This window comes from Erythrobacter sp. THAF29 (assembly GCF_009363635.1).
GTDB lineage: Bacteria > Pseudomonadota > Alphaproteobacteria > Sphingomonadales > Sphingomonadaceae > Erythrobacter.
Window position 1 is genome coordinate 44,226 of record NZ_CP045392.1, and the last position, 17,991, is coordinate 62,216.

16 protein-coding genes are annotated in these 17,991 nt (G+C 58.8%); 12 read left to right on the forward strand and 4 right to left on the reverse strand.

What is annotated here, in order from left to right:
- Positions 1 to 58: 58 nt before the first annotated feature.
- From FIU90_RS00250 to FIU90_RS00260, 3 genes are read right to left on the reverse strand one after another with little or no spacing between them, the layout of a single operon-like run.
- Entirely contained in the window at positions 59 to 694 is a 636-nt protein-coding gene (locus FIU90_RS00250) for an exopolysaccharide biosynthesis protein (protein WP_152432946.1), read from the reverse strand.
- A 37-nt stretch (positions 695 to 731) separates the two neighbouring features.
- A complete protein-coding gene (locus tag FIU90_RS00255; protein ID WP_152432947.1) occupies positions 732 to 1,181 on the reverse strand; it encodes a MaoC family dehydratase in 450 nt (149 codons plus the stop codon).
- Positions 1,182 to 1,187: 6 nt separating this feature from the next.
- Positions 1,188 to 2,267 (reverse strand): CaiB/BaiF CoA-transferase family protein, encoded by a 1,080-nt coding sequence (locus FIU90_RS00260; protein ID WP_152432948.1) that lies wholly within the window; start codon positions 2,265 to 2,267, stop codon positions 1,188 to 1,190.
- A gap of 156 nt (positions 2,268 to 2,423) precedes the next feature.
- Here FIU90_RS00260 and FIU90_RS00265 point away from each other — a divergent pair, with 156 nt between their 5' ends.
- The 4 genes from FIU90_RS00265 to wecB all read left to right on the forward strand — a co-directional run bounded on the left by FIU90_RS00265 (position 2,424) and on the right by wecB (position 7,495).
- Entirely contained in the window at positions 2,424 to 3,689 is a 1,266-nt protein-coding gene (locus FIU90_RS00265) for a nucleotide sugar dehydrogenase (protein WP_152432949.1), read from the forward strand.
- Positions 3,686 to 4,930 (forward strand): glycosyltransferase family 4 protein, encoded by a 1,245-nt coding sequence (locus tag FIU90_RS00270; protein WP_199799341.1) that lies wholly within the window; start codon positions 3,686 to 3,688, stop codon positions 4,928 to 4,930. The genes FIU90_RS00265 and FIU90_RS00270 overlap by 4 nt, the downstream gene beginning before the upstream one ends.
- 118 nt (positions 4,931 to 5,048) lie before the next feature.
- Positions 5,049 to 6,353, forward strand: coding sequence for a UDP-N-acetyl-D-mannosamine dehydrogenase (gene wecC / locus FIU90_RS00275; RefSeq protein WP_152432950.1), 1,305 nt, complete (start codon positions 5,049 to 5,051; stop codon positions 6,351 to 6,353).
- Complete coding sequence (wecB, locus tag FIU90_RS00280; RefSeq protein ID WP_152432951.1) at positions 6,350 to 7,495, forward strand: non-hydrolyzing UDP-N-acetylglucosamine 2-epimerase; 1,146 nt, start codon at positions 6,350 to 6,352, stop codon at positions 7,493 to 7,495. The genes wecC and wecB overlap by 4 nt, the downstream gene beginning before the upstream one ends.
- Here wecB and FIU90_RS00285 read toward each other — a convergent pair.
- Positions 7,492 to 8,049, reverse strand: coding sequence for a hypothetical protein (locus FIU90_RS00285; RefSeq protein WP_152432952.1), 558 nt, complete (start codon positions 8,047 to 8,049; stop codon positions 7,492 to 7,494). The genes wecB and FIU90_RS00285 overlap by 4 nt on opposite strands.
- 237 nt (positions 8,050 to 8,286) lie before the next feature.
- On the opposite strand from FIU90_RS00285, the gene FIU90_RS00290 reads away from it, so the two are divergent.
- The 8 genes from FIU90_RS00290 (at position 8,287) to FIU90_RS00325 (ending at position 17,898) form a co-directional block, all read left to right on the forward strand.
- Positions 8,287 to 9,006 carry a polysaccharide biosynthesis/export family protein gene (locus tag FIU90_RS00290; protein ID WP_234029570.1) on the forward strand — a complete coding sequence of 240 codons (720 nt, stop codon included), beginning with the start codon at positions 8,287 to 8,289 and terminating at the stop codon, positions 9,004 to 9,006.
- A 24-nt stretch (positions 9,007 to 9,030) separates the two neighbouring features.
- The gene (locus FIU90_RS00295; RefSeq protein ID WP_172970122.1) at positions 9,031 to 11,217 is read left to right on the forward strand and encodes a polysaccharide biosynthesis tyrosine autokinase; all 2,187 of its coding nucleotides are present in this window, start codon (positions 9,031 to 9,033) and stop codon (positions 11,215 to 11,217) included.
- A gap of 12 nt (positions 11,218 to 11,229) precedes the next feature.
- The gene (locus FIU90_RS00300; RefSeq protein ID WP_152432954.1) at positions 11,230 to 12,120 is read left to right on the forward strand and encodes a glycosyltransferase; all 891 of its coding nucleotides are present in this window, start codon (positions 11,230 to 11,232) and stop codon (positions 12,118 to 12,120) included.
- A complete protein-coding gene (locus FIU90_RS00305) occupies positions 12,057 to 13,496 on the forward strand; it encodes an O-antigen ligase (protein ID WP_152432955.1) in 1,440 nt (479 codons plus the stop codon). The genes FIU90_RS00300 and FIU90_RS00305 overlap by 64 nt, the downstream gene beginning before the upstream one ends.
- Positions 13,493 to 14,377, forward strand: coding sequence for a DUF6492 family protein (locus FIU90_RS00310; protein ID WP_152432956.1), 885 nt, complete (start codon positions 13,493 to 13,495; stop codon positions 14,375 to 14,377). The genes FIU90_RS00305 and FIU90_RS00310 overlap by 4 nt, the downstream gene beginning before the upstream one ends.
- Positions 14,378 to 14,419: 42 nt before the next feature.
- Entirely contained in the window at positions 14,420 to 15,400 is a 981-nt protein-coding gene (locus FIU90_RS00315) for a glycosyltransferase family 2 protein (RefSeq protein WP_172970123.1), read from the forward strand.
- Between the two features lie 114 nt (positions 15,401 to 15,514).
- Positions 15,515 to 15,784 (forward strand): hypothetical protein, encoded by a 270-nt coding sequence (locus tag FIU90_RS00320; RefSeq protein WP_152432958.1) that lies wholly within the window; start codon positions 15,515 to 15,517, stop codon positions 15,782 to 15,784.
- Between the two features lie 74 nt (positions 15,785 to 15,858).
- Positions 15,859 to 17,898, forward strand: a complete 2,040-nt coding sequence (locus tag FIU90_RS00325; RefSeq protein ID WP_152432959.1) for a hypothetical protein — start codon at positions 15,859 to 15,861, stop codon at positions 17,896 to 17,898.
- Positions 17,899 to 17,991: the final 93 nt, after the last annotated feature.

Genomic DNA, 17,991 nt, shown 5'->3' on the forward strand with positions numbered 1-17,991 from the left:
CTCCCTCAACTCTCCGGAAAAGACTGTGCCGTCTGTCAGGCCCCGCAGTCAAGCTGGCTCAAAAAGGGAAGTAGCCGGTGCCCGCCGTATCGGATGCGAAATAATAGATACCGAGCCCGATCAGCGCCGCTGCCGCGAGCGCCCAGGCGATCAACATCGCGAGCCCATCGCGCACCATGATGGCAAGGCATATGACATCGATCGCGAGCATAGGACCGGTGCTTGCAAATGGCACGACTTCGAACGGTGGGATGGTGAGGCAAAGGGCAATGATAATGGCAGCGGCGATTTTCAGCCCGATGCCCGAGGCGAATTGTTCAAGCCTGCTGTGCGCAACGCTATCGACTCTCTCTGCAACTGTTTCGAGCTTGCCGGTCGCCTGCCGCAGACGTTTGCTTGGCGCAGATCGCCGCTTGATCCATTCTGGCACCCAGATGTGATCGCGTCCGAACAGCATCTGCACCGCGATCAAGCTGATGCAAACCGCTAGGAAAGTCGGCACTCCCGGTATGCCGCCTGCCGGGGTCAGTTCGACGAGCGCAAACACCATCATAACCGGTGCGAAACTGCGATTGCCAAATCGCTCGAGGACGTCGCCGATCGTGACCCTGCTATCGCGGCCGGCAAGTTCGGCAATGCCTTCAACGACATCGCCGACCGATTGAGGTTCCCTTGTTCCGTTTTCGCTCGTCATGCCGCTTCAACGCACAGCGAGAGAAAACGGGCATGCTTTATTGGGATTTGCGCAGAAGCGCCGAACGTTCGCAGCGGCACACTACCTCGTCGCGCTGATTAAGAAGCTCGTGGGTGAAGGTTACGATCCCGGCCTCGGGCCGCGATTTGCTCTCCCTCAGTTCCTTGACCTCGCTTTGCGCCCGCAGAGTGTCACCAATGAAAACCGGCTTGGGTGTCACCACCTTGTCGAAGCCGAGGTTGGCGACCAGCGTGCCAAGTGTCGTGTCGCCGACCGAAAGCCCGACCAGAAGGGCAAAGGTAAAGGTCGAATTGACGAGGATCTGGCCAAAACCACTTTCCTTTGCCGCCTCAACATCGAGATGTAGCGGCTGCGGATTGTGGGTCATGGTCGAAAACAGGAGATTGTCCGTCTCGGTCACGGTCCTGCGGATTTCGTGCTCGATCCGGTCGCCTACTTGCCATTCGTCGAAGAACTTGCCTGCCATTTGCCTCTATTCCTTCGTCCAGCCGGCAACAATGTCGGAACCGTTCTCGGCGCTCGAGCGGACCACGCCCGGCGTTCGGCTGAAGCGTGGCGCGGGCGCGGTGTGCCATGCGCCATCGTGTTCGACATAGGTGCCGCGCGCCTTCATGTGCGGGTGCTCGCGCGCCTCGTCGAGCGTCATGACGGGCGCGAAGCACGCATCCGACCCTTCGAGCAATTCGCACCATTCGGCCTGCGTCTTTGTCTTGAACAGCGCCGCGAGTTTTTCCGCATATTCATCCCAGTTGGCTGGGTTCATCTGACCTTCCGCAAGCTCCGCCGGAGCGCCCGATCTCGCCAACAGTTCGGCGTAGAATTGGGGCTCGATCGCGCCGACCGAAATTTCCTTTCCATCGGAACAGATGAAGCAGCGATAGAAATGCGCCGCTCCGCCTAGAAGCCCTTTGCCGCGCTCGGTCGTGCGTACAGCCGATTTTGGCAAACCGAAGAAAAAGCTCATCAGACTGGTTGCGCCGTCGACAATTGCGGCGTCCACCACCTGCCCCTTGCCCGAACGCTCGCGTTCATAGAGCGCCGCCATGATCCCGAAGGCGCAGTACATCGAGCCGCCGCCGAAATCCCCGACCAGGTTTTGCGGAGGAACCGCCGGTTCGCCCGCCTTGCCGATCGCGTCGAGCGCGCCGGTGAGCGCGATGTAGTTGATATCGTGCCCGGCGGCCTGCGCGAGGGGTCCGTCCTGCCCCCAACCGGTCATCCGCGCATAGACCAGGCGCGGATTGGCCTCGAGCAATTCGTCCGGTCCAAGCCCCAGCCGCTCCATCACCCCCGGGCGCAATCCCTCGATCAGCACATCGGCCTTCGCGCACGCATCGCGACAGAATGCGAGGCCTTCCTCGCTTTTCAAATCGACTGTCACGCGGTGGCGCGCTCGTTCGACCACGGGGTTGATCACGCCCCCGCCCGGTCGGTCGATCCGAACCACTTCGGCCCCCAGGTCGGCCAGCAGCATAGCGACATGCGGCCCCGGCCCGATCCCTGCAAACTCGATCACCTTTAGGCCCGTCAGCGGACCACTGCTTTCGCTCATTCAAGCTCTCCCTTGTCCAAGCTAATGGCGCGGGTGCGGGCGCGTGGCAAGGGGACCTTTCCCCCGCAGTTCGCGCCCTGTGCGTTGCAACAGATGGATGCCCTCGTTACGCAAAGTCCCCTATTGCAGACCACTTTCGGCGTGAGGGCCAGTTTCTTGAAAATCGCGATTTTCGGCCTCGGCTATGTCGGATCGACCGCGGCTGGATGCATTGCCAGCCAAGGCCACGAAGTCATCGGAGTCGATGTCAGCCAGGCGAAGGTCGATGCGATCAATGAAGGGCGCACTCCAGTCTATGAGCCAGGACTTGGAGAGCTTATTGCAGAAGCGCATGCCGATGGCAGGATAAGCGCAGTCATATCGCTTGCCGACGAACTCGACGATTGTGACCTCGCACTGGTCTGTGTCGGGACACCCAGCGGCGTAGACGGCGCGCATGACATGAGCTTTGTGGCCCAGGTCACACGCGACATTGCAGAGGCGCTCAAACCGGGGCGATCAAAGCCGCTTACGCTCGCCTTCCGGTCAACCATGCGTCCGGGATCGTGCGAGAACATCATCTGGCCGATTGTCGAGAATGCTCTGGGGGATGCCGCCGGGGACGCAGTCGAACTCGTCTACAACCCGGAGTTTCTTCGCGAAGCGTCGGCGATCGAAGACTATTTCAACCCTCCGAAAATCGTGATCGGAACGCGCGACGCAAGACCCTCCCCGACAATGCATGCCCTTCACCAAGGGATCGAAGCACCGGTATTCGAAGTCGGACTTCGTGAGGCAGAGATCACGAAATTCGTCGATAACAGTTGGCACGCGGTGAAAGTCGCGTTTGCCAACGAGATCGGAAGGGTCTGCCAAAATCTCGACATCTCTGCCCGCGCCGTGCACGAAATCTTCGTTAGCGATACCAAGCTCAACATTTCGCCTTATTACATGCGGCCCGGCGGCGCGTTCGGGGGCTCCTGCCTGCCTAAAGACGTGAGGGCGCTTCAATATCTCGCAGCGGATACCGGGGCGGCGACCCATCTGGTGGACTCGCTCATTCGATCCAACGAAGCCCACAAGCACCATCAGTTCCAAAAAGCGACTGAGGGCCTTCGCCCAGGCGCAAGGGTCCTGCTTGTCGGGCTGGCCTTCAAAGTCGAAACCGATGACCTGCGAGAAAGCCCGGCGGTCGACATGGCACGCAAGCTTCTGGAAGCAGGTTTCGATCTCGATATATTCGATCCGCAGATCGAGCCAGAGAACCTCGTCGGCAAGAACCTAGGTTACGCCTACGCCTGGCTCCCCAGGATCGATGGACTTCTGGTCGATAAGGCGACAGCTGAAGGTGGCGGCTACGATTGCATCATTGCCACCAACCGCCTGGTCAATGATCTCTCGGTCGACACTGCCAGGCTGGTGGATGTGAGCACCATTCCGTGAGCAACGCGTTGGTGGCGGAAGAGGGCATTCCCGAAGTTATCGAAGGCGAGCCGCTGAAGGGGCGTCACGTCCTTATCGTCGTCGAGAATCTGCCGCTCCCGTTCGACCGCAGGGTCTGGCAGGAAGCCCGAACGCTGAAAGCAGCAGGCGCGCAAGTCTCGATCATTTGCCCGACCGGCAAGGGACACGAGAAGCGTTACGAGGTGATCGAGGGGATCGAAATTCACCGCCATCCGCTGCCTTTGGAAGCCAAGGGCGCTCTCGGCTTCCTGCTCGAATATGGCGCCGCGCTGTTCTGGGAAACGGTCCTTGCCTGGCGAATCTTTTTCAGGCGGCGGTTCGATGTGATCCAGGGTTGCAACCCGCCCGACCTGATCTTTCTCGTCGCGCTGCCCTTCAAGCTGATGGGCGTGAGATACATTTTCGACCATCACGACATCAATCCCGAGCTTTACGAGGCGAAGTTCGACAAGCGCGGATTCTTCTGGCGGTTGATGGTCCTGTTCGAAAAGCTGACTTTCAAGGTCGCCAATGTATCGATCGCGACGAACGAGAGTTACAAGTCAATTGCAATTCAGCGCGGCGGCATGGCCGCAGATCGCGTCCACGTCGTGCGGTCCGGCCCTGACCTGTCGCGGCTGAAACGCGTGGACCCGGTCGGCGCGTGGAAGAACGGCCGGGCTCATATGGTCGGCTATGTCGGCGTGATGGGCGAGCAGGAAGGGATCGACCTTCTGATAGATGCGGTTCATCACATCGTGCGCGAAAAAGGCCGTGACGATATCCAGTTCGTGCTCGTCGGCGGAGGTCCAGCGCTGGACGATCTGAAAGCGCTCACTGCCGAGAAAGGCCTTGCCGACTTCATCACGTTCACTGGGCGCGCGCCCGACAAGGAGCTGTTCGAGGTTCTATCGACCATGGAGATCGGCGTGAACCCCGACAGGGTAAACGCGATGAACGACAAATCGACCATGAACAAGATCATGGAATATATGAGCCTTGCAAAGCCGATGGTGCAGTTCGACGTGACCGAGGGACGTTTCTCGGCGCAAGAGGCTTCGCTCTATGCGAACCCGAACGACTCCATCGACCTGGCAGAAAAGATCGTCGAACTCGTAGATAGTCCAGAACGGCGAGAGGCGATGGGCGAGTTTGGCCGTGCACGCGTCATCGAAAAGCTGAACTGGCAGCACCAGATCGATCCGCTCCTTGCTGCGTATAAACAGGCGCTTTCGATCTAGTCGCATTTCCGAGCTCACCAGGCTCACAATGCGTGTGGTAAAATTCGCAGCAACCCTAACGCGATCTTTACCCCTCATGGACCATGGAATTCTCGCAAAAAAGCGAGGAATCGAACCCATGAATGCACCATTCGACGCGGCCACCGCCTTCGGGCCGGATGCCGCTGTCCAGCCAGCCCCCGACCACCAGGTCGCGGTTATCGGTCTTGGCTATATCGGCCTGCCGACAGCGGCCGTGCTGGCTAGCCACGGCTGGAATGTGTGCGGGGTCGATGTCTCTGAAAAGGTTGTCGAAACGGTCAATGGAGGCGGCGTTCATATCGAGGAGCGCGACCTCGACCGGCTGGTTCGCGAGGCGACAGAATCCGAAAAGCTCGTCGCATCGACCGAGGTTCCCACCGCGCATTTTTACATGATCGCAGTTCCAACCCCGCTTAACGAGGATAAAGCACCTGATATCAGCTATGTAGAAGCCGCGGCCCGCGCCATTGCGCCAAAGGTCCTGCCCGGCGCATGCATTATCGTCGAGAGCACCTCACCCGTCGGCACGACGGAGCGGGTCGCGCAGATCATTGCCGAAATGCGCCCCGACCTGAAACTGCCCGTCTACGGCTCGCAGGAGGGAGGCGATGTTGCGCTGGCCTATTGTCCCGAGCGGGTCCTGCCCGGCAAAATCGTTCGCGAGCTGGTCCAGAACGATCGTGTCATTGGAGGCATTACCCCGGACTGCGCCAAACGCGCCTCCGCGCTCTATTCCAGTTTTGTCGAGGGCGACTGTCATGCGACGAATTGCCGCGTTGCCGAAACCGTGAAGCTGGTCGAAAACAGTTTTCGCGACGTCAACATCGCCTTCGCCAATGAACTCAGCGTCATCGCCGACGACCTTGGCGTCGATGTGTGGGACGTGATCGCGCTCGCAAACCGCCATCCCCGCGTGAATGTGCTGCAGCCCGGCCCCGGCGTGGGAGGTCATTGTATCGCGGTCGATCCGTGGTTCCTCGTCTCGAGCTCGCCCAAGGCCGCTCGCCTTATCCGCACCGCCCGTGAGGTGAACGATTTCAAGGCAAGTTACACCGAGCGCCGCATCCGCGCGCTGCTCGATGCTGTGCCTGGAGGCAAGGTCGCGTTGCTCGGCCTCGCTTTCAAACCGGACATCGACGACTTTCGCGAAAGCCCGGCGATGGAGATTGCGCTCAGCCTCGCGAAGACGCGCGGCCAGCGGATCATGCTGGTCGAGCCCTTTGCCGAAGAATTGCCCCAGGGCTTTGCAGGAACTGGCGCACAGCTTGTCGCGCTTGACCATGCACTGCAAACCGCCGAGATCATCGTCGTGCTCGTCGATCACACCGCTTTCAAACACCTTCTCCCCGACGACCTTGCGGGCAAGTTGGTGTTCGACACCCGCGGAATGCTCAACAAATGAGCGAAACCGGCGGGAAGCCACGCATTCTGGTCACATTCGGGACGCGTCCCGAGGCGATCAAGATGTTCCCCGTTGTTCAGGCACTGCGAAATCACGGCGGCTTCGACGTGCGCGTGGTGGTGACGGCGCAGCACCGGGAGATGCTCGACCAGGTACTCACCATTGCCGGAATTGAACCCGATATTGATCTTGACCTGATGCAGCCGGGCCAGAGCCTCGATGCGTTGGCCGCGCGCATAGTGACCCGCTTCGGCGAGGCGCTCGATGCGGAAAAGCCGGACCGCGTGCTGGTTCATGGCGACACGCTGACGACCATGATGGCCACGCTCGCATGTTATTTTCGCCGCATCCCCGTTGGCCATGTTGAAGCCGGACTTCGTTCGGGGGATATCTATGCGCCGTGGCCGGAAGAGGTGAACCGCAAGGTGACCGGTGCAGTCGCAGATCTCCACTTCGCCCCGACCGATAGCGCGGCCAATGCCCTTCGTTCCGAAAACGTGCCGGACGCTGCGATCCACGTGACCGGCAATACGGTCATCGATGCGCTCCTGGCTGCTCGTGAAGCGGTGATCGCGGATAGCTCGCTTGCTGCAGCAATCGAACCGCTCAGAACCCGTTTTGCGGACAAGAGGATAATTGCCGTTACCGCGCATCGTCGCGAGAACTTCGGCGATGGAATGAGGCAGATCGCCTCTGCCCTCAAACGCCTGGCGAGCCGTGACGACGTCGCCATCATCTATCCAGTGCATCCCAACCCGAACGTGAGCGAGGTCATACGCCCGGCGCTTGGCGCAATCGACAATGTGGCACTCATAGAGCCGCTCGATTACATTGGTTTTGTCGCGATGATGGAGATGTCGGATATCGTTCTCACCGATTCAGGCGGCATCCAGGAAGAGGCGCCGAGCCTAGGCAAGCCCGTGCTCGTCATGCGCGACACGACCGAGCGACCCGAAGGCCTGGAAGCAGGCACGGCGCTCCTGACCGGCGCGAATGCCGACGTAATCGTGCGGGAAGTGTCTCGGCTTCTTGATGACCGTTCGGCATTCGGTGCAATGGCGAGAGCGCACAATCCATTCGGCGATGGACAGGCAAGCCGTCGTATCACCGACATCGTCGCGGAAGCCTCGGGCCTCTCCTAGGTTGCTTTGGGCGACGCTCGAACCAGACGTATGTAGACCAGCGCGCAACCAAGAACCGCCAATGACGTACCGATGTCGATCAGCCAGTTGAGCTTTAGCGGCCCGTACAGGAGTGCATCGATCACATGCAGTGAAACGAGCCTCAGGCAAATCAGCAACACCATCGTCGAGCAAGCAACCTTGGCGGCAAATAGAGCCTGATCTCGACGCCCCCTGGAAAGCCGCAAAGCCTTGCGGACCATGACGATTGCGGCAAGGCTCGCCAAAGCGAACAAGCCTATCATGATCGAAATCTGACCGACCCGCCGTTCATTGTAAAAACCCTGTTCGTGCGCCAGTTCGCGCAACCGGAATTCGAGCAGGTCTTCGATCAGGAAAAGCCGGAGAGAGACGAGCACTGCGAAGAAGAGCGCGATCAGCATCCAGCTGCGAACGTACAAAGGTGGCTGGCGGTATCGCGATGCGGTGTTGGCGGCAAAAGTACAGGCCCCTGCAACAGCGAGATAAAGGCTAGCCGCCACCACGCTCAGCCAAGTCAGCTCCGGCGCATCCACGTCTGTCCCCTAAACGCTGCCGCCAGTTGGCGTCGAAAATCCCTTTGGCGCTGCCTCGCCACAAATGCGACATCCCGGCGAGTACCGACCGATTCGGTTCGTCCCCCGAGAGCAACCGTCTATCGACAAGCCTCCGATTGCCGACAGCATTCTCGGGGGTCAGGTTGCGCTGCAACATGTTCGCGTTTACGGGTTTTCCCTGAGGTGTTCAAGTACGGTAACGAGGGGAAATCCGCCGTGAACTCAAGGGAAATGCCGATCCATTTCAGGTTGTTCGGCGCTGTCGCCATCATGTCACTCGGGGCCTGTGCCGGAACGCCCGATCCTGTCATTGGTGCAACACAGACAGACCCTCGCAATGACTACGGCCAGGCGGGCTACCAGTTCGCCGCGCCGACCACCTATGCTCTGCGCCCTTCCGATGTGATCTCGGTCACTGTGTTCCGTGAGCCGGACTTCTCGCTGGAAGAGGTGAGGGTAGGTGTCGATGGCGTCGTATCGATCCCGATGATCGGCGCGGTTCCCGTGGGTGGGATGACCACCACTTCGGTCGAACAAATGCTGACCCAGCGCCTTGCCGCAGCCGGCCTCAAGAGCCCGCAGGTCAGTGTCAATATCAACGAATACGCTTCGCATCTTGTTACCGTCGAGGGCGCGGTGAAGGAGCCGGGCGTTTACCAGTTCCAGCCGGGTGCCCGCCTCTCTTCAGCAATCGCACTTGCGAGGGGTACGGATCGCGTTGCAGACCAGTCGCAGGTGGCTATTTTCAGGACGCGTTCGGACGGGATTTACGCGGCGAAGTTCGATTACAAAGCCGTCAGCCAAGGCACCATGCTCGACCCGGTGATAGAGCCCGGCGACCGTGTCGTAGTCGGCACATCCGGCCTTTCGCAGGCGTGGCAGGATGCCTTGCGGGCCATCCCCGTATTGGGAATTTTTGCCAGCATCAATTATTGATAGACCGTGAACCAGTCGCAACCCTTGGATTTGATAGACCCCCGGCGGCAGGATCTCTGGCATGAGCCGGAGCATCTTCCTGCAATTGCGGGCGGGCCAGGGCGCGACGGGCACTTTTTCAACCTCGCTTTCGTTCGGGGGGCTCTGGTTCGCCAGGCCTGGCTCGTGGCGGCGGTTGTCGCACTTGCTCTTGTCGGCGGCCTGGTTCTCACCCTCCTGAGCAAACCTGTCTACGAAGCAAGCGCGACGGTGAAGCTTGAGCCCCGCAGCGATTTCATAGTCGCAGGCCAGGAATATCGCGGCTACATGAGCGACCGCCAGGTCCAGGAGTATCGCCATACCCAGGGCTCGATCATCGAAAGCCGGAGCCTCGCGTCCGAAGTGGCAAGCAATCTCAAACTTGGGGAGCGTTACGATCTGCTCGGCGCGGATATCGACGAGCAGCGCCCTGCATCGATGTCCGACGAGGCCTGGCAGCAGGAAAAACTGGAACTCGCTGCCGCCAGCCTCCAGCGCGGGATAGCTGTCGACATTCCCTTCGACACCAGCCTCATCACAATCACCTTCCAATCGGGTGACCCTGTCCTTGCTGCCGAAATCACCAATGGGTACGTCGATGCTTTCCTGAAGACTGAAACCAGCGCCGAGATCGAGCTGAACGAGTACGGCAAGGACTTCTACGAAGAGCAAATCACCCTGGTCCGTGAGCGCCTCCGAAATGCCGAGCGCGAGGCAAACGAATACGCGCGGTCGAATGGACTGGTTGCCCAGGAAACGGTTGGTTCCGGCTCCAATGGGCAAGCGGTCCTGACGACTACGGGCGCCAACCTGATGCAGATCAACTCTGCAGCAGCAGAAGCGCGCGCCGATCGCATCAGGGCCCAGCAGCGCTGGCGCCAGATAGAGAATGTTCCGCCGGAACAACTGCCCGAGGTCCAGTCTAACCAGGCGGTTCAGGCAATGATTACCGAGCGCAGCAGGCTCGAGACCGAACTGATCGACCTCCGGCAGCGCTACAACGAACAATTCCCTGAGATCGTGGAAAAGCAAGGGCGGGTCGATAGCCTTACCGCTCAGATCAATCGCATCGGCAACGACATCAAATCGAGTATTCGCAACGATTTTCTCATCGCCCAGCGGCAGGATCAGGCCCTTCAAAGCGAACTGAACTCGGTTACCGAGGTCACGCTGGATGAACAGGACAGGAAGGTCGAATATGAGGTTTACGAGAGGGAAGCGCAGGCCTTGCGCGACCAGCTCGCCTCGTTGCTTCAAAGCTACAACTCGCTGACCAGTGCATCGGACTTTGAAGTTCCGTCGATCACCCGTGTGGATTCTGCCCGTGTTCCCACTGCGCCAATCGCACCGAGCCTGTTCAAGAACATGATGGTTGCGCTGTTTGCGGGTCTGGCCATCGCATTCGGCCTGGCTTTGGTCAGAGAACTTGTCGACAACCGTATCCGTTCGACCAGCGATATCGAAACCAAGATCGGGTTGCCAGCCCTGGGCCTGACGCCATTTGTCGATCCCAAGGACGAACATATCAGCGGCGAAGAACCTTTCACGTCGCTGGTCGAATCATATGCCTCTATCAGGACCGCGATCGACTTTGCTGTTCCGCGCGAAATGAACCTTGTGCAGCTGACCAGCACAAAGGCATCGGAAGGGAAGTCTACCACTGCGCTTATCCTCGCCGAATTGTTCGCCCGGATGGGTCGTCGCACGCTTTTGATCGATGCCGACCTTCGCAGGCCTTCCATTGCCGATTTGGTCGATTGCGACAGTTCGCAGCCGGGCCTGGTCGAGGTGGTTTTGGGGCATGCAACGATGGAACAGGCCCTCTATCGCGATGTTCATGAGAACCTTGAGATTCTTCCGATGGGCACTCGTCCGCCCAATCCGCCCGATCTGCTTTCCTCCAATGCCTTGCGCGATTTCCTCGCGACGTGTCGCGATCAATATTCGATAGTCCTCATCGATTCCCCTCCTGTCCTTGGAATCGCGGATGCTCCAATCCTTTCGGGACTGGTCGACGCCACCGTCTTCGTCGTCGAAGCGAATTCAGCGAAGAGCGGCGACGCGGTGAATGCGGTCAAACGGTTGCGGGGCGCTGGCGGCAACATAATCGGCGCTGTCCTGACAAAATACGTCCCCCTCAAGGCGGGTCAGGGGTATGGTCAGGAATACGAATACTACCACTATGGCTCTTGATGGGGGCTAGGCATGAAAGGCAGCTCGGGCGCCGATGCCACGCCGTTCACGGTAGTTATCCCGGCTTTCAATGAGGAGACAGTAATCTCCGCATGCCTTGAAAGCGTCTTTGACGGAATGCCGCTCGATGCCAATTGCGAGGTGATCGTGGTTGCGAACGGATGCCGGGATCGGACAGCCGATATCGCGCGCGCGTTCGATCGGCGCATCAGGGTGATCGAGATTGCGCAAGGCTCTAAGACGAATGCGATTAACCAGGCGAACAGGGCGGCGACACGTGCGCCCCGAATTTTCCTCGATGCCGATGTCAAGTGCGACTACCGCTCCTTGTCGGCCCTCGCCAAAATACTGGGTGACCCAGATGTCTTAGCGGCCGTGCCGCAAGTCCGGATCGATACCGATGGGGCGGATGCGCTCGTGAAGGCGTATTATCGCGTCTGGCTACGCCAACCTTTCGCTGCGAGCGCGCTCGGCGGCACTGGGTGTTTCGGTTTGTCAGCCCGCGCCTTGCGAAAACTGGGGTCCTTCCCGGAAATCATAGCCGATGACCTTTGGGCGATGAGCCGCTTCCCGCCTGAAAACAGGCGCATCGTGACGTCGGACGACGATGGCAATCCGGTCTATTCCACAGTGACCGCGCCCAAGTCGTTCCTTAGCCAGATCCGGGTGGAAAGCAGGCGCCACTCGGGTTCGCTGCAGGTCAGGCGCGAATATCCGACACCCAACCTGTCCCTGACCGGCAAGGCAACCATCATACCAACAGCCAAAGGCAGTGGCACGTCCACTATGGACGCCGCAATCTTTCTCGCGATGAAAGCTGCTGCAAGGCTCAAATCAAAATGGCGCGCCGTTCGCGGAGCGCAGACGGTCTGGACCCGCGACCTATCGACGAGGATGCCATAGTGGCGACGCGATCCCTTCCTCCACCCTCTCCCGGGATTGCGCCGTGGCACAAGTTGACGGCGATGTTCGCTTCGATGCCAAAACTCATCATTCCCGCGGTCCTGTTCGCATATTCGTGCCTGCTTCCCGCCGAATTCGCTTTCGAGCTCGGCGGGGTGGAGATGTGGCCCTATCGTGTCGTCGGCATTGCGATGCTGCCGGTAGTTCTCTTGCTCGCCCCTTCTTTGCCGTTTCGCCCGTCCAAGCTCGATCTGCTCGCTGGCTTCGCGGTCTTCTGGTACTTCTTTTCGACCATTGTCCTGCATGGTCTGGATGCCAACATGGTTGTGGCGATCGCTATCACCGGAGACTTCGTCCTCGCTTACTCGATCGGGCGACTTTGCATCCGCGGACCGACGCATTTTCGAATGTTTCTTGCAGCGATTATCCCCGGTGCTGCGATCGCCGCCGGGGTGGTGGTGATCGAGTCCATTGCCGGCAGCCTACTGCTACGTCCGGCACTGGCAACCTTTTTGGGCCAGGCGTTTTACATGACGCCGGAATTTCGTTTCGGCCTCGTTCGCGGCTTGGGACCATTCAACCACCCGATCCTTGCCGGCGTTTTTCTTACCAGCCTGTTGCCCTTGTTCTGGCTGGCCTTCCGCGATCGGAAAATGAAGATAGCAGGCGCCGCAATCGCGATCGCCGGATTTTTCACCCTAAGCTCTACCGCGTTGCTCAACCTTTTGGCCGGTGGTGCGCTTCTTGCCGGGCTCTACGCACAGCGCGCATTCAAAATCCCGGTTTTCGCGATCAGTGCGATCGGAATTGTGCTGGTATATGCGTTCCTGACATTTGCGAGCCAGAGCGGTGCTTTGTCCGTATTCTCGAGGTACGTGCTGTTCAATGCTTTGTCGGGACAATATCGCGAATTGATCTGGAAGTACGCGACCCAGGAAATCTCCGAGCACCCGATCTTCGGCATCGGGCAACGCGACTGGAACCGCGCCTACTGGATGTTCAACGATTCGCTCGACTCCTATTGGCTCGAAATCAGCATGAGATACGGCCTTCCGCTCGGCATCGCGCTACTTGCTCTCACCCTCGGGACCGCATTTTCGCTCGTCCATTCCGCACGGACTTTTCGCTATGTGCGGGACCGCGATGTCCATATCGCGATCGCGATGAGCGTGCTCGTTATCGTCTTTTCCGGCCTCAGTGTGCATATCTGGCAGAATGTCGGAATCTGGTACCAGTTTCTTACGGGGATCGGCGTTTCGCTATCCGCCGCGGGCTATGCGGGACTCGAAAGTCGCCCCCTGCTGTCACAAAACGCGCCAGCGCGAACGGACCTCGAGCCCCAAGGCAAGCGCTTGGCCCGGCCCGGTTCGATATGACACGGTCATTTAGCCTCCTCACCAAAACCTATCGCGGCGATGCCAGCCTTTTCGGGGAACTGTGCGAGAGTATCGACGAGCACATGCCCGAAATCGAGCACTACGTACTTGTCGATGGAGGCGACTTCCCCCTTTTCGCAGAGTTTTCGGGCGACCGGCGACACATAATCGATTGCAGCCGGGAACTGCCCCGCTTTAAGGAGCTCGACGTCTTCGGGCGACGGATTTGGTGGCGGTTTCCTCACAGGATCGTCCGGGGTTGGATCTTCCAGCAAATCGCAAGGCTGCATTTTGCTTCGAGGCTCGATTGCGACGCTGTCGTGTCCGTTGATAGCGACGCTGTGTTCGTTCGCCCCATAGATCCGCACCAGGTCTTCGACGGAAAGCGGATCAGGTTTTTCAAAGTACCTGATCGGCCTTCTGGACCCGCCGCTGAATCGCCCAAATGGCATGATGCGGCAAGTGACGCCCTTGGCCTACCCAAGGTCGGATATACGGGGCACGACTATATCACCACCACCCTGGTCTGGTCCCCCGCGATCGTCCGCGATCTGCTGGAGCATATCAGTGATCTCTGGAATCGCCCATGGCACGATGTCCTGATCCGCCCATTCCGTTTCAGCGAATGCGTACTCTATGGAGTTTATGCCAGCTTTGTCGCGAAAGACATCGAAGCCCATCTTTCGCCCACACAGCAGACGATGTGCCATATTTCATGGGGCTATGATTTGGAGCTGCGCGCTGAACGCCTCCGCTTCGCGCGCGATATCGCCGATCACCAATGTGCGATCGTCGTGCAATCGAACTTGGGCTTGGATCGGTCGACGCGAAACGAGATTATCGAACTGGTTCGCGATCAGGTTCGGGCCAAAGCAGCCTGAATTTTCGAAATGTCGACGCAACGGATATCGGGGGCGAATGAGGTGGTCGATGCAGCGACAAACAGCGACTCATTGCCCGCACTCAGCATATTGATCGTGGCGTACAATTCGCGCCATTTCATCCGTGACTGCATCGCGGCGATCCCTGAGGCATGTGCGGATGTGGAACATGAAGTAATCATGATCGACAACGGCGATGATGGGACCGCAGCACTTGTCGAAGAGTTGTACGGGAACGTGCGAATACTGCCTTCGCGTGGTAACATCGGGTTCGGCAGTGCGTGCAATATGCTGGCAGCCGAAGCCAGAGGTAGACGGCTCGTGCTCCTCAACCCTGACACTATCGCCTTCCCCGGCTCGATCGCAGCTCTTCATCAGGCGGCGCAAAAGTTTCCAGAGTTCGCCGCGATCGGCGGTGCAAGCGTCGACCGGACCGGGCACGATCCCAAGCCCATGCTGAGCGCGCTCCCGCGCTTTTCAACCGTCTGGCGCGGTATGATCGGGATGACATCGAACGACATGAATATCTTGTCTGACCGCGATGGCTCCGTCTTCGAAGTGGAGGCCGTGAATGGCGGCTTTTGCATCATTGACGCGGCCGTTTGGCGAGACCTTGGCGGTTTTGACGAGAGCTTTTTTCTCTATGGCGAAGATGTGGACCTGAGCCTGCGTATCGCCCACCTTGGAAAAAGTATCGGATACGTACCTTCTGCCAGGGTGTTCCATGATGTGGGGAGTGGCGATTTTTTTTCTCCGGCCAGTCACCGTTTCAAGACCATCGCTGCAGCTCACTACGCAAACAAACATTTTTCAGCACGTCGCGCTCTTGCGTACAAACTGGTTCTCTGGTTGCACTTCCTCGTCAGATACGCAGTCGGCGGTATCCTCGGCTTCGCGGTAAGCAGGTATCGCTCCATCTCGCGCGCAAATCGACCCGTGGCTTTCAATCCCAATTGCTGGTGGCACGGATTCAAGGGAAAGGGAGCAGACCCTAGACGGTCATTTTCTTCCAAGTTAAATTGAAACCCGTCGGCGATTTGTAGTTCTGAAATAAATCCAACAGTTTTTGAAACAATTTTCCTACTTCATTCGAATCCACTACCTCGCGTTCCCCTTTTTGCTTCAACAGGAGAACGCATGTTCGTCGACCCTTTCGAATCCGCTTCAGACAGCCTTGTCACGCCAGCCCGCGACTGTTTTCCCGTCGCGGCCAGCGACACGGCGGATCTTCCCCAAGCGACCAAGGCGATCTACATCGGCACGGGCGGGGACATCACGCTGCGCACCGTGGCTGGTGAGCAGGATGTCGTGTTCAGAAATGTAGTCAGCGGTTCGATTCTCGACGTGAGAGTTAAGGCGATCCGTGCAACCGGGACTGACGCGTCCGATATCGTTGGGCTTGCTTGATGACGGGGTTTTACCTTGGCTTCGGCATCTCGCAGCATCGATCACGCGCGACAGAAAAGGCTCCCACGCCTATCTTGACCCCCGCACCAGCCTGGACTGGAACCGCAGGCAGTGGATTTTCGGTACTCCCGAGCGACCCTGTCCGGACGACCGCCAAGCCTGTTGCCCGCCTGCTGACACCGCCCAACCAGTTCTTTTCAGACGCTTGCGAGGTTGGCGTGCTCGCTTTCGCGAACGACGGCAATGCCAGCCTTGTGGGAGGCATCACCGAGGTGATTTTCCATTATGAAGGGACGCAGGTCTCAGTACCCGCAGTCAGCTTCCGCGAAAAAACGAGGCATGACGGTTCCACTTACCAATGCCTCGGTTACTGGGTCGATCTTGCGCATACCGGAGATGGCGATGCGCACCTCTATGTCGAGGTGATCCCGACCGACCCTGCCCAGCAAAGTCGCGTCCTCGGCCCCTATTCCTTTCATCCCCAGCGTTACGATGATGGGCAGGGCGGCTTTACTCCGCACGATTACCGGCTCGAAATTGCGCCATCGCTCGCCGAAATTGCGGGGCAGCGGTACAAGAACATCTTCAACGCAACACAATGGCTCAGGGGCCAGTCGCCGCGCAATCCTCTCCTCACCTTCACCGAGATCGATGGCGGAACACCTTCCGGCAACTACGAAATGCAGCCCGAATACTCTACTGTGTTTCTCGACGGACACCTGCACCTGAAAGCGGACGTCCCCGTCACCCTTGGAAAGGGCGAAACCTACGATCCAACAGGCGCATCAGGATGGAATGGCAACAATGTGCTGCGCACCCGGATGGGCGGTCTGTGGGTCCACGGACCCAACATATCAGCAGATCTGAGCGACGCAGCGACAGGCTTTTACCACGAAAGTCCATCGCAAACCGCCCACGTTTTCGAGCGCGTTCGTTTTTTCAATAGCAAGGGTCGGGCATCGCTTTGGCTGAAGGGGCAATGGCCAACGAGCTATGTCGCCCGAGACAAGTCCTACTTTCTCGAATGCAAGACCGAGGACATCCAGAACCCGTTCAACAATGCGTCGCTGGCACGCGGCTGCGACGTTGCAGATGGGTTCGCCGATGTAATGAGCAGCGCCTATTGCGCAACCTATTGTCGCATCAGCAGCACACATAGCGAAGATTGGCGGACTCCGGTCGACGCGATCGCCATCTCCTATTCCGGTTCCAATGCAAACCCCCGTCTCTCCCTATCGGGCGGAAACGAAGTAACGCGCAATTTGACGCTCGCGACCGATGCTGGTGCCGAGGGCACTTTCCAGGTTCGCAATTCCGTCTCCGACTTCAACGCCGACACGAACTATACAGTCCAGAATGTCGTCGACTGGATCAACGGCCAAGCCGGCTGGAATGCCACGTTGCTCGATAATACGAGGCGAGCGACTGCCCTCAGCCATTTCAGCGCGGCAACTCTTGGCGGGTCTTTCACCGATCTAGACGTGTCACAACCGGTAACGTTGCATACGGTCTTCGACCTTCACAACGATTTTTGTGCGGTCGATCATGACAACTCCATCTTCGCGTATAACAGCGGCAAAGGCAGCATGATGCCTTGGATCACTGTCGGCGATACCGCGCTGCGCGATGTGGCGATCGTCGGCAATGCCTATTCCAACAGTGAGCCGCTTGCCGCGACATACGCGGTCAATCTCGCACAGCTTCCCACAAGCACAATCGGTCGGACAAGCGGGGGCACGAGCCTCAGCAACGTAATGGTTGTTCACAACACCCTGAGCAATCAGAACCTGGTCCTGCGGAATGGCGGTATCGACAGCGACCCCTATTGCATTGTCGTGGCAAACAGCATGCTCGACGCGGACGCGGAAAACGTGGACACAGATTTGGTGTTCAAGGACAATCACCTTCACGGCGGGTATGCGAGCGCAGTGCCGCAGACGATCGGGGAAACCAGTGGCGGAACGGCTGCAACGCTCTATGCCGATGAGCAAAATGGCAATTTCAGTCCAAAAGACGAATTGATTGCCCAACCGAAACGGAAAGCCCTCGAATTCGACATTCTAGGAAGGGCCCGTAGGCCGAACTCGTCGGCTGGGGCGATCGCTCCCGTTTGAGCCGGGCGTCGGGCGGATCGGCAAAACAAGAATTCGAGCCGCCCGACCCTTCGCCGCAAAAAGTGTCGCAAACGTGCGGGATTCTCTTCGATG

Excerpts from the sequence above, each read along its gene's own strand:
- FIU90_RS00250 (WP_152432946.1), bottom strand. The coding sequence starts at position 694 with ATGACGAGCGAAAACGGAACAAGGGAACCTCAATCGGTCGGCGATGTC.
- FIU90_RS00255 (WP_152432947.1), bottom strand. The coding sequence starts at position 1,181 with ATGGCAGGCAAGTTCTTCGACGAATGGCAAGTAGGCGACCGGATCGAG.
- FIU90_RS00260 (WP_152432948.1), bottom strand. The coding sequence starts at position 2,267 with ATGAGCGAAAGCAGTGGTCCGCTGACGGGCCTAAAGGTGATCGAGTTT.
- wecC (WP_152432950.1), top strand. The coding sequence starts at position 5,049 with ATGAATGCACCATTCGACGCGGCCACCGCCTTCGGGCCGGATGCCGCT.
- wecB (WP_152432951.1), top strand. The coding sequence starts at position 6,350 with ATGAGCGAAACCGGCGGGAAGCCACGCATTCTGGTCACATTCGGGACG.
- FIU90_RS00300 (WP_152432954.1), top strand. The coding sequence starts at position 11,230 with ATGAAAGGCAGCTCGGGCGCCGATGCCACGCCGTTCACGGTAGTTATC.
- FIU90_RS00305 (WP_152432955.1), top strand. The coding sequence starts at position 12,057 with ATGGCGCGCCGTTCGCGGAGCGCAGACGGTCTGGACCCGCGACCTATC.
- FIU90_RS00310 (WP_152432956.1), top strand. The coding sequence starts at position 13,493 with ATGACACGGTCATTTAGCCTCCTCACCAAAACCTATCGCGGCGATGCC.
- FIU90_RS00320 (WP_152432958.1), top strand. The coding sequence starts at position 15,515 with ATGTTCGTCGACCCTTTCGAATCCGCTTCAGACAGCCTTGTCACGCCA.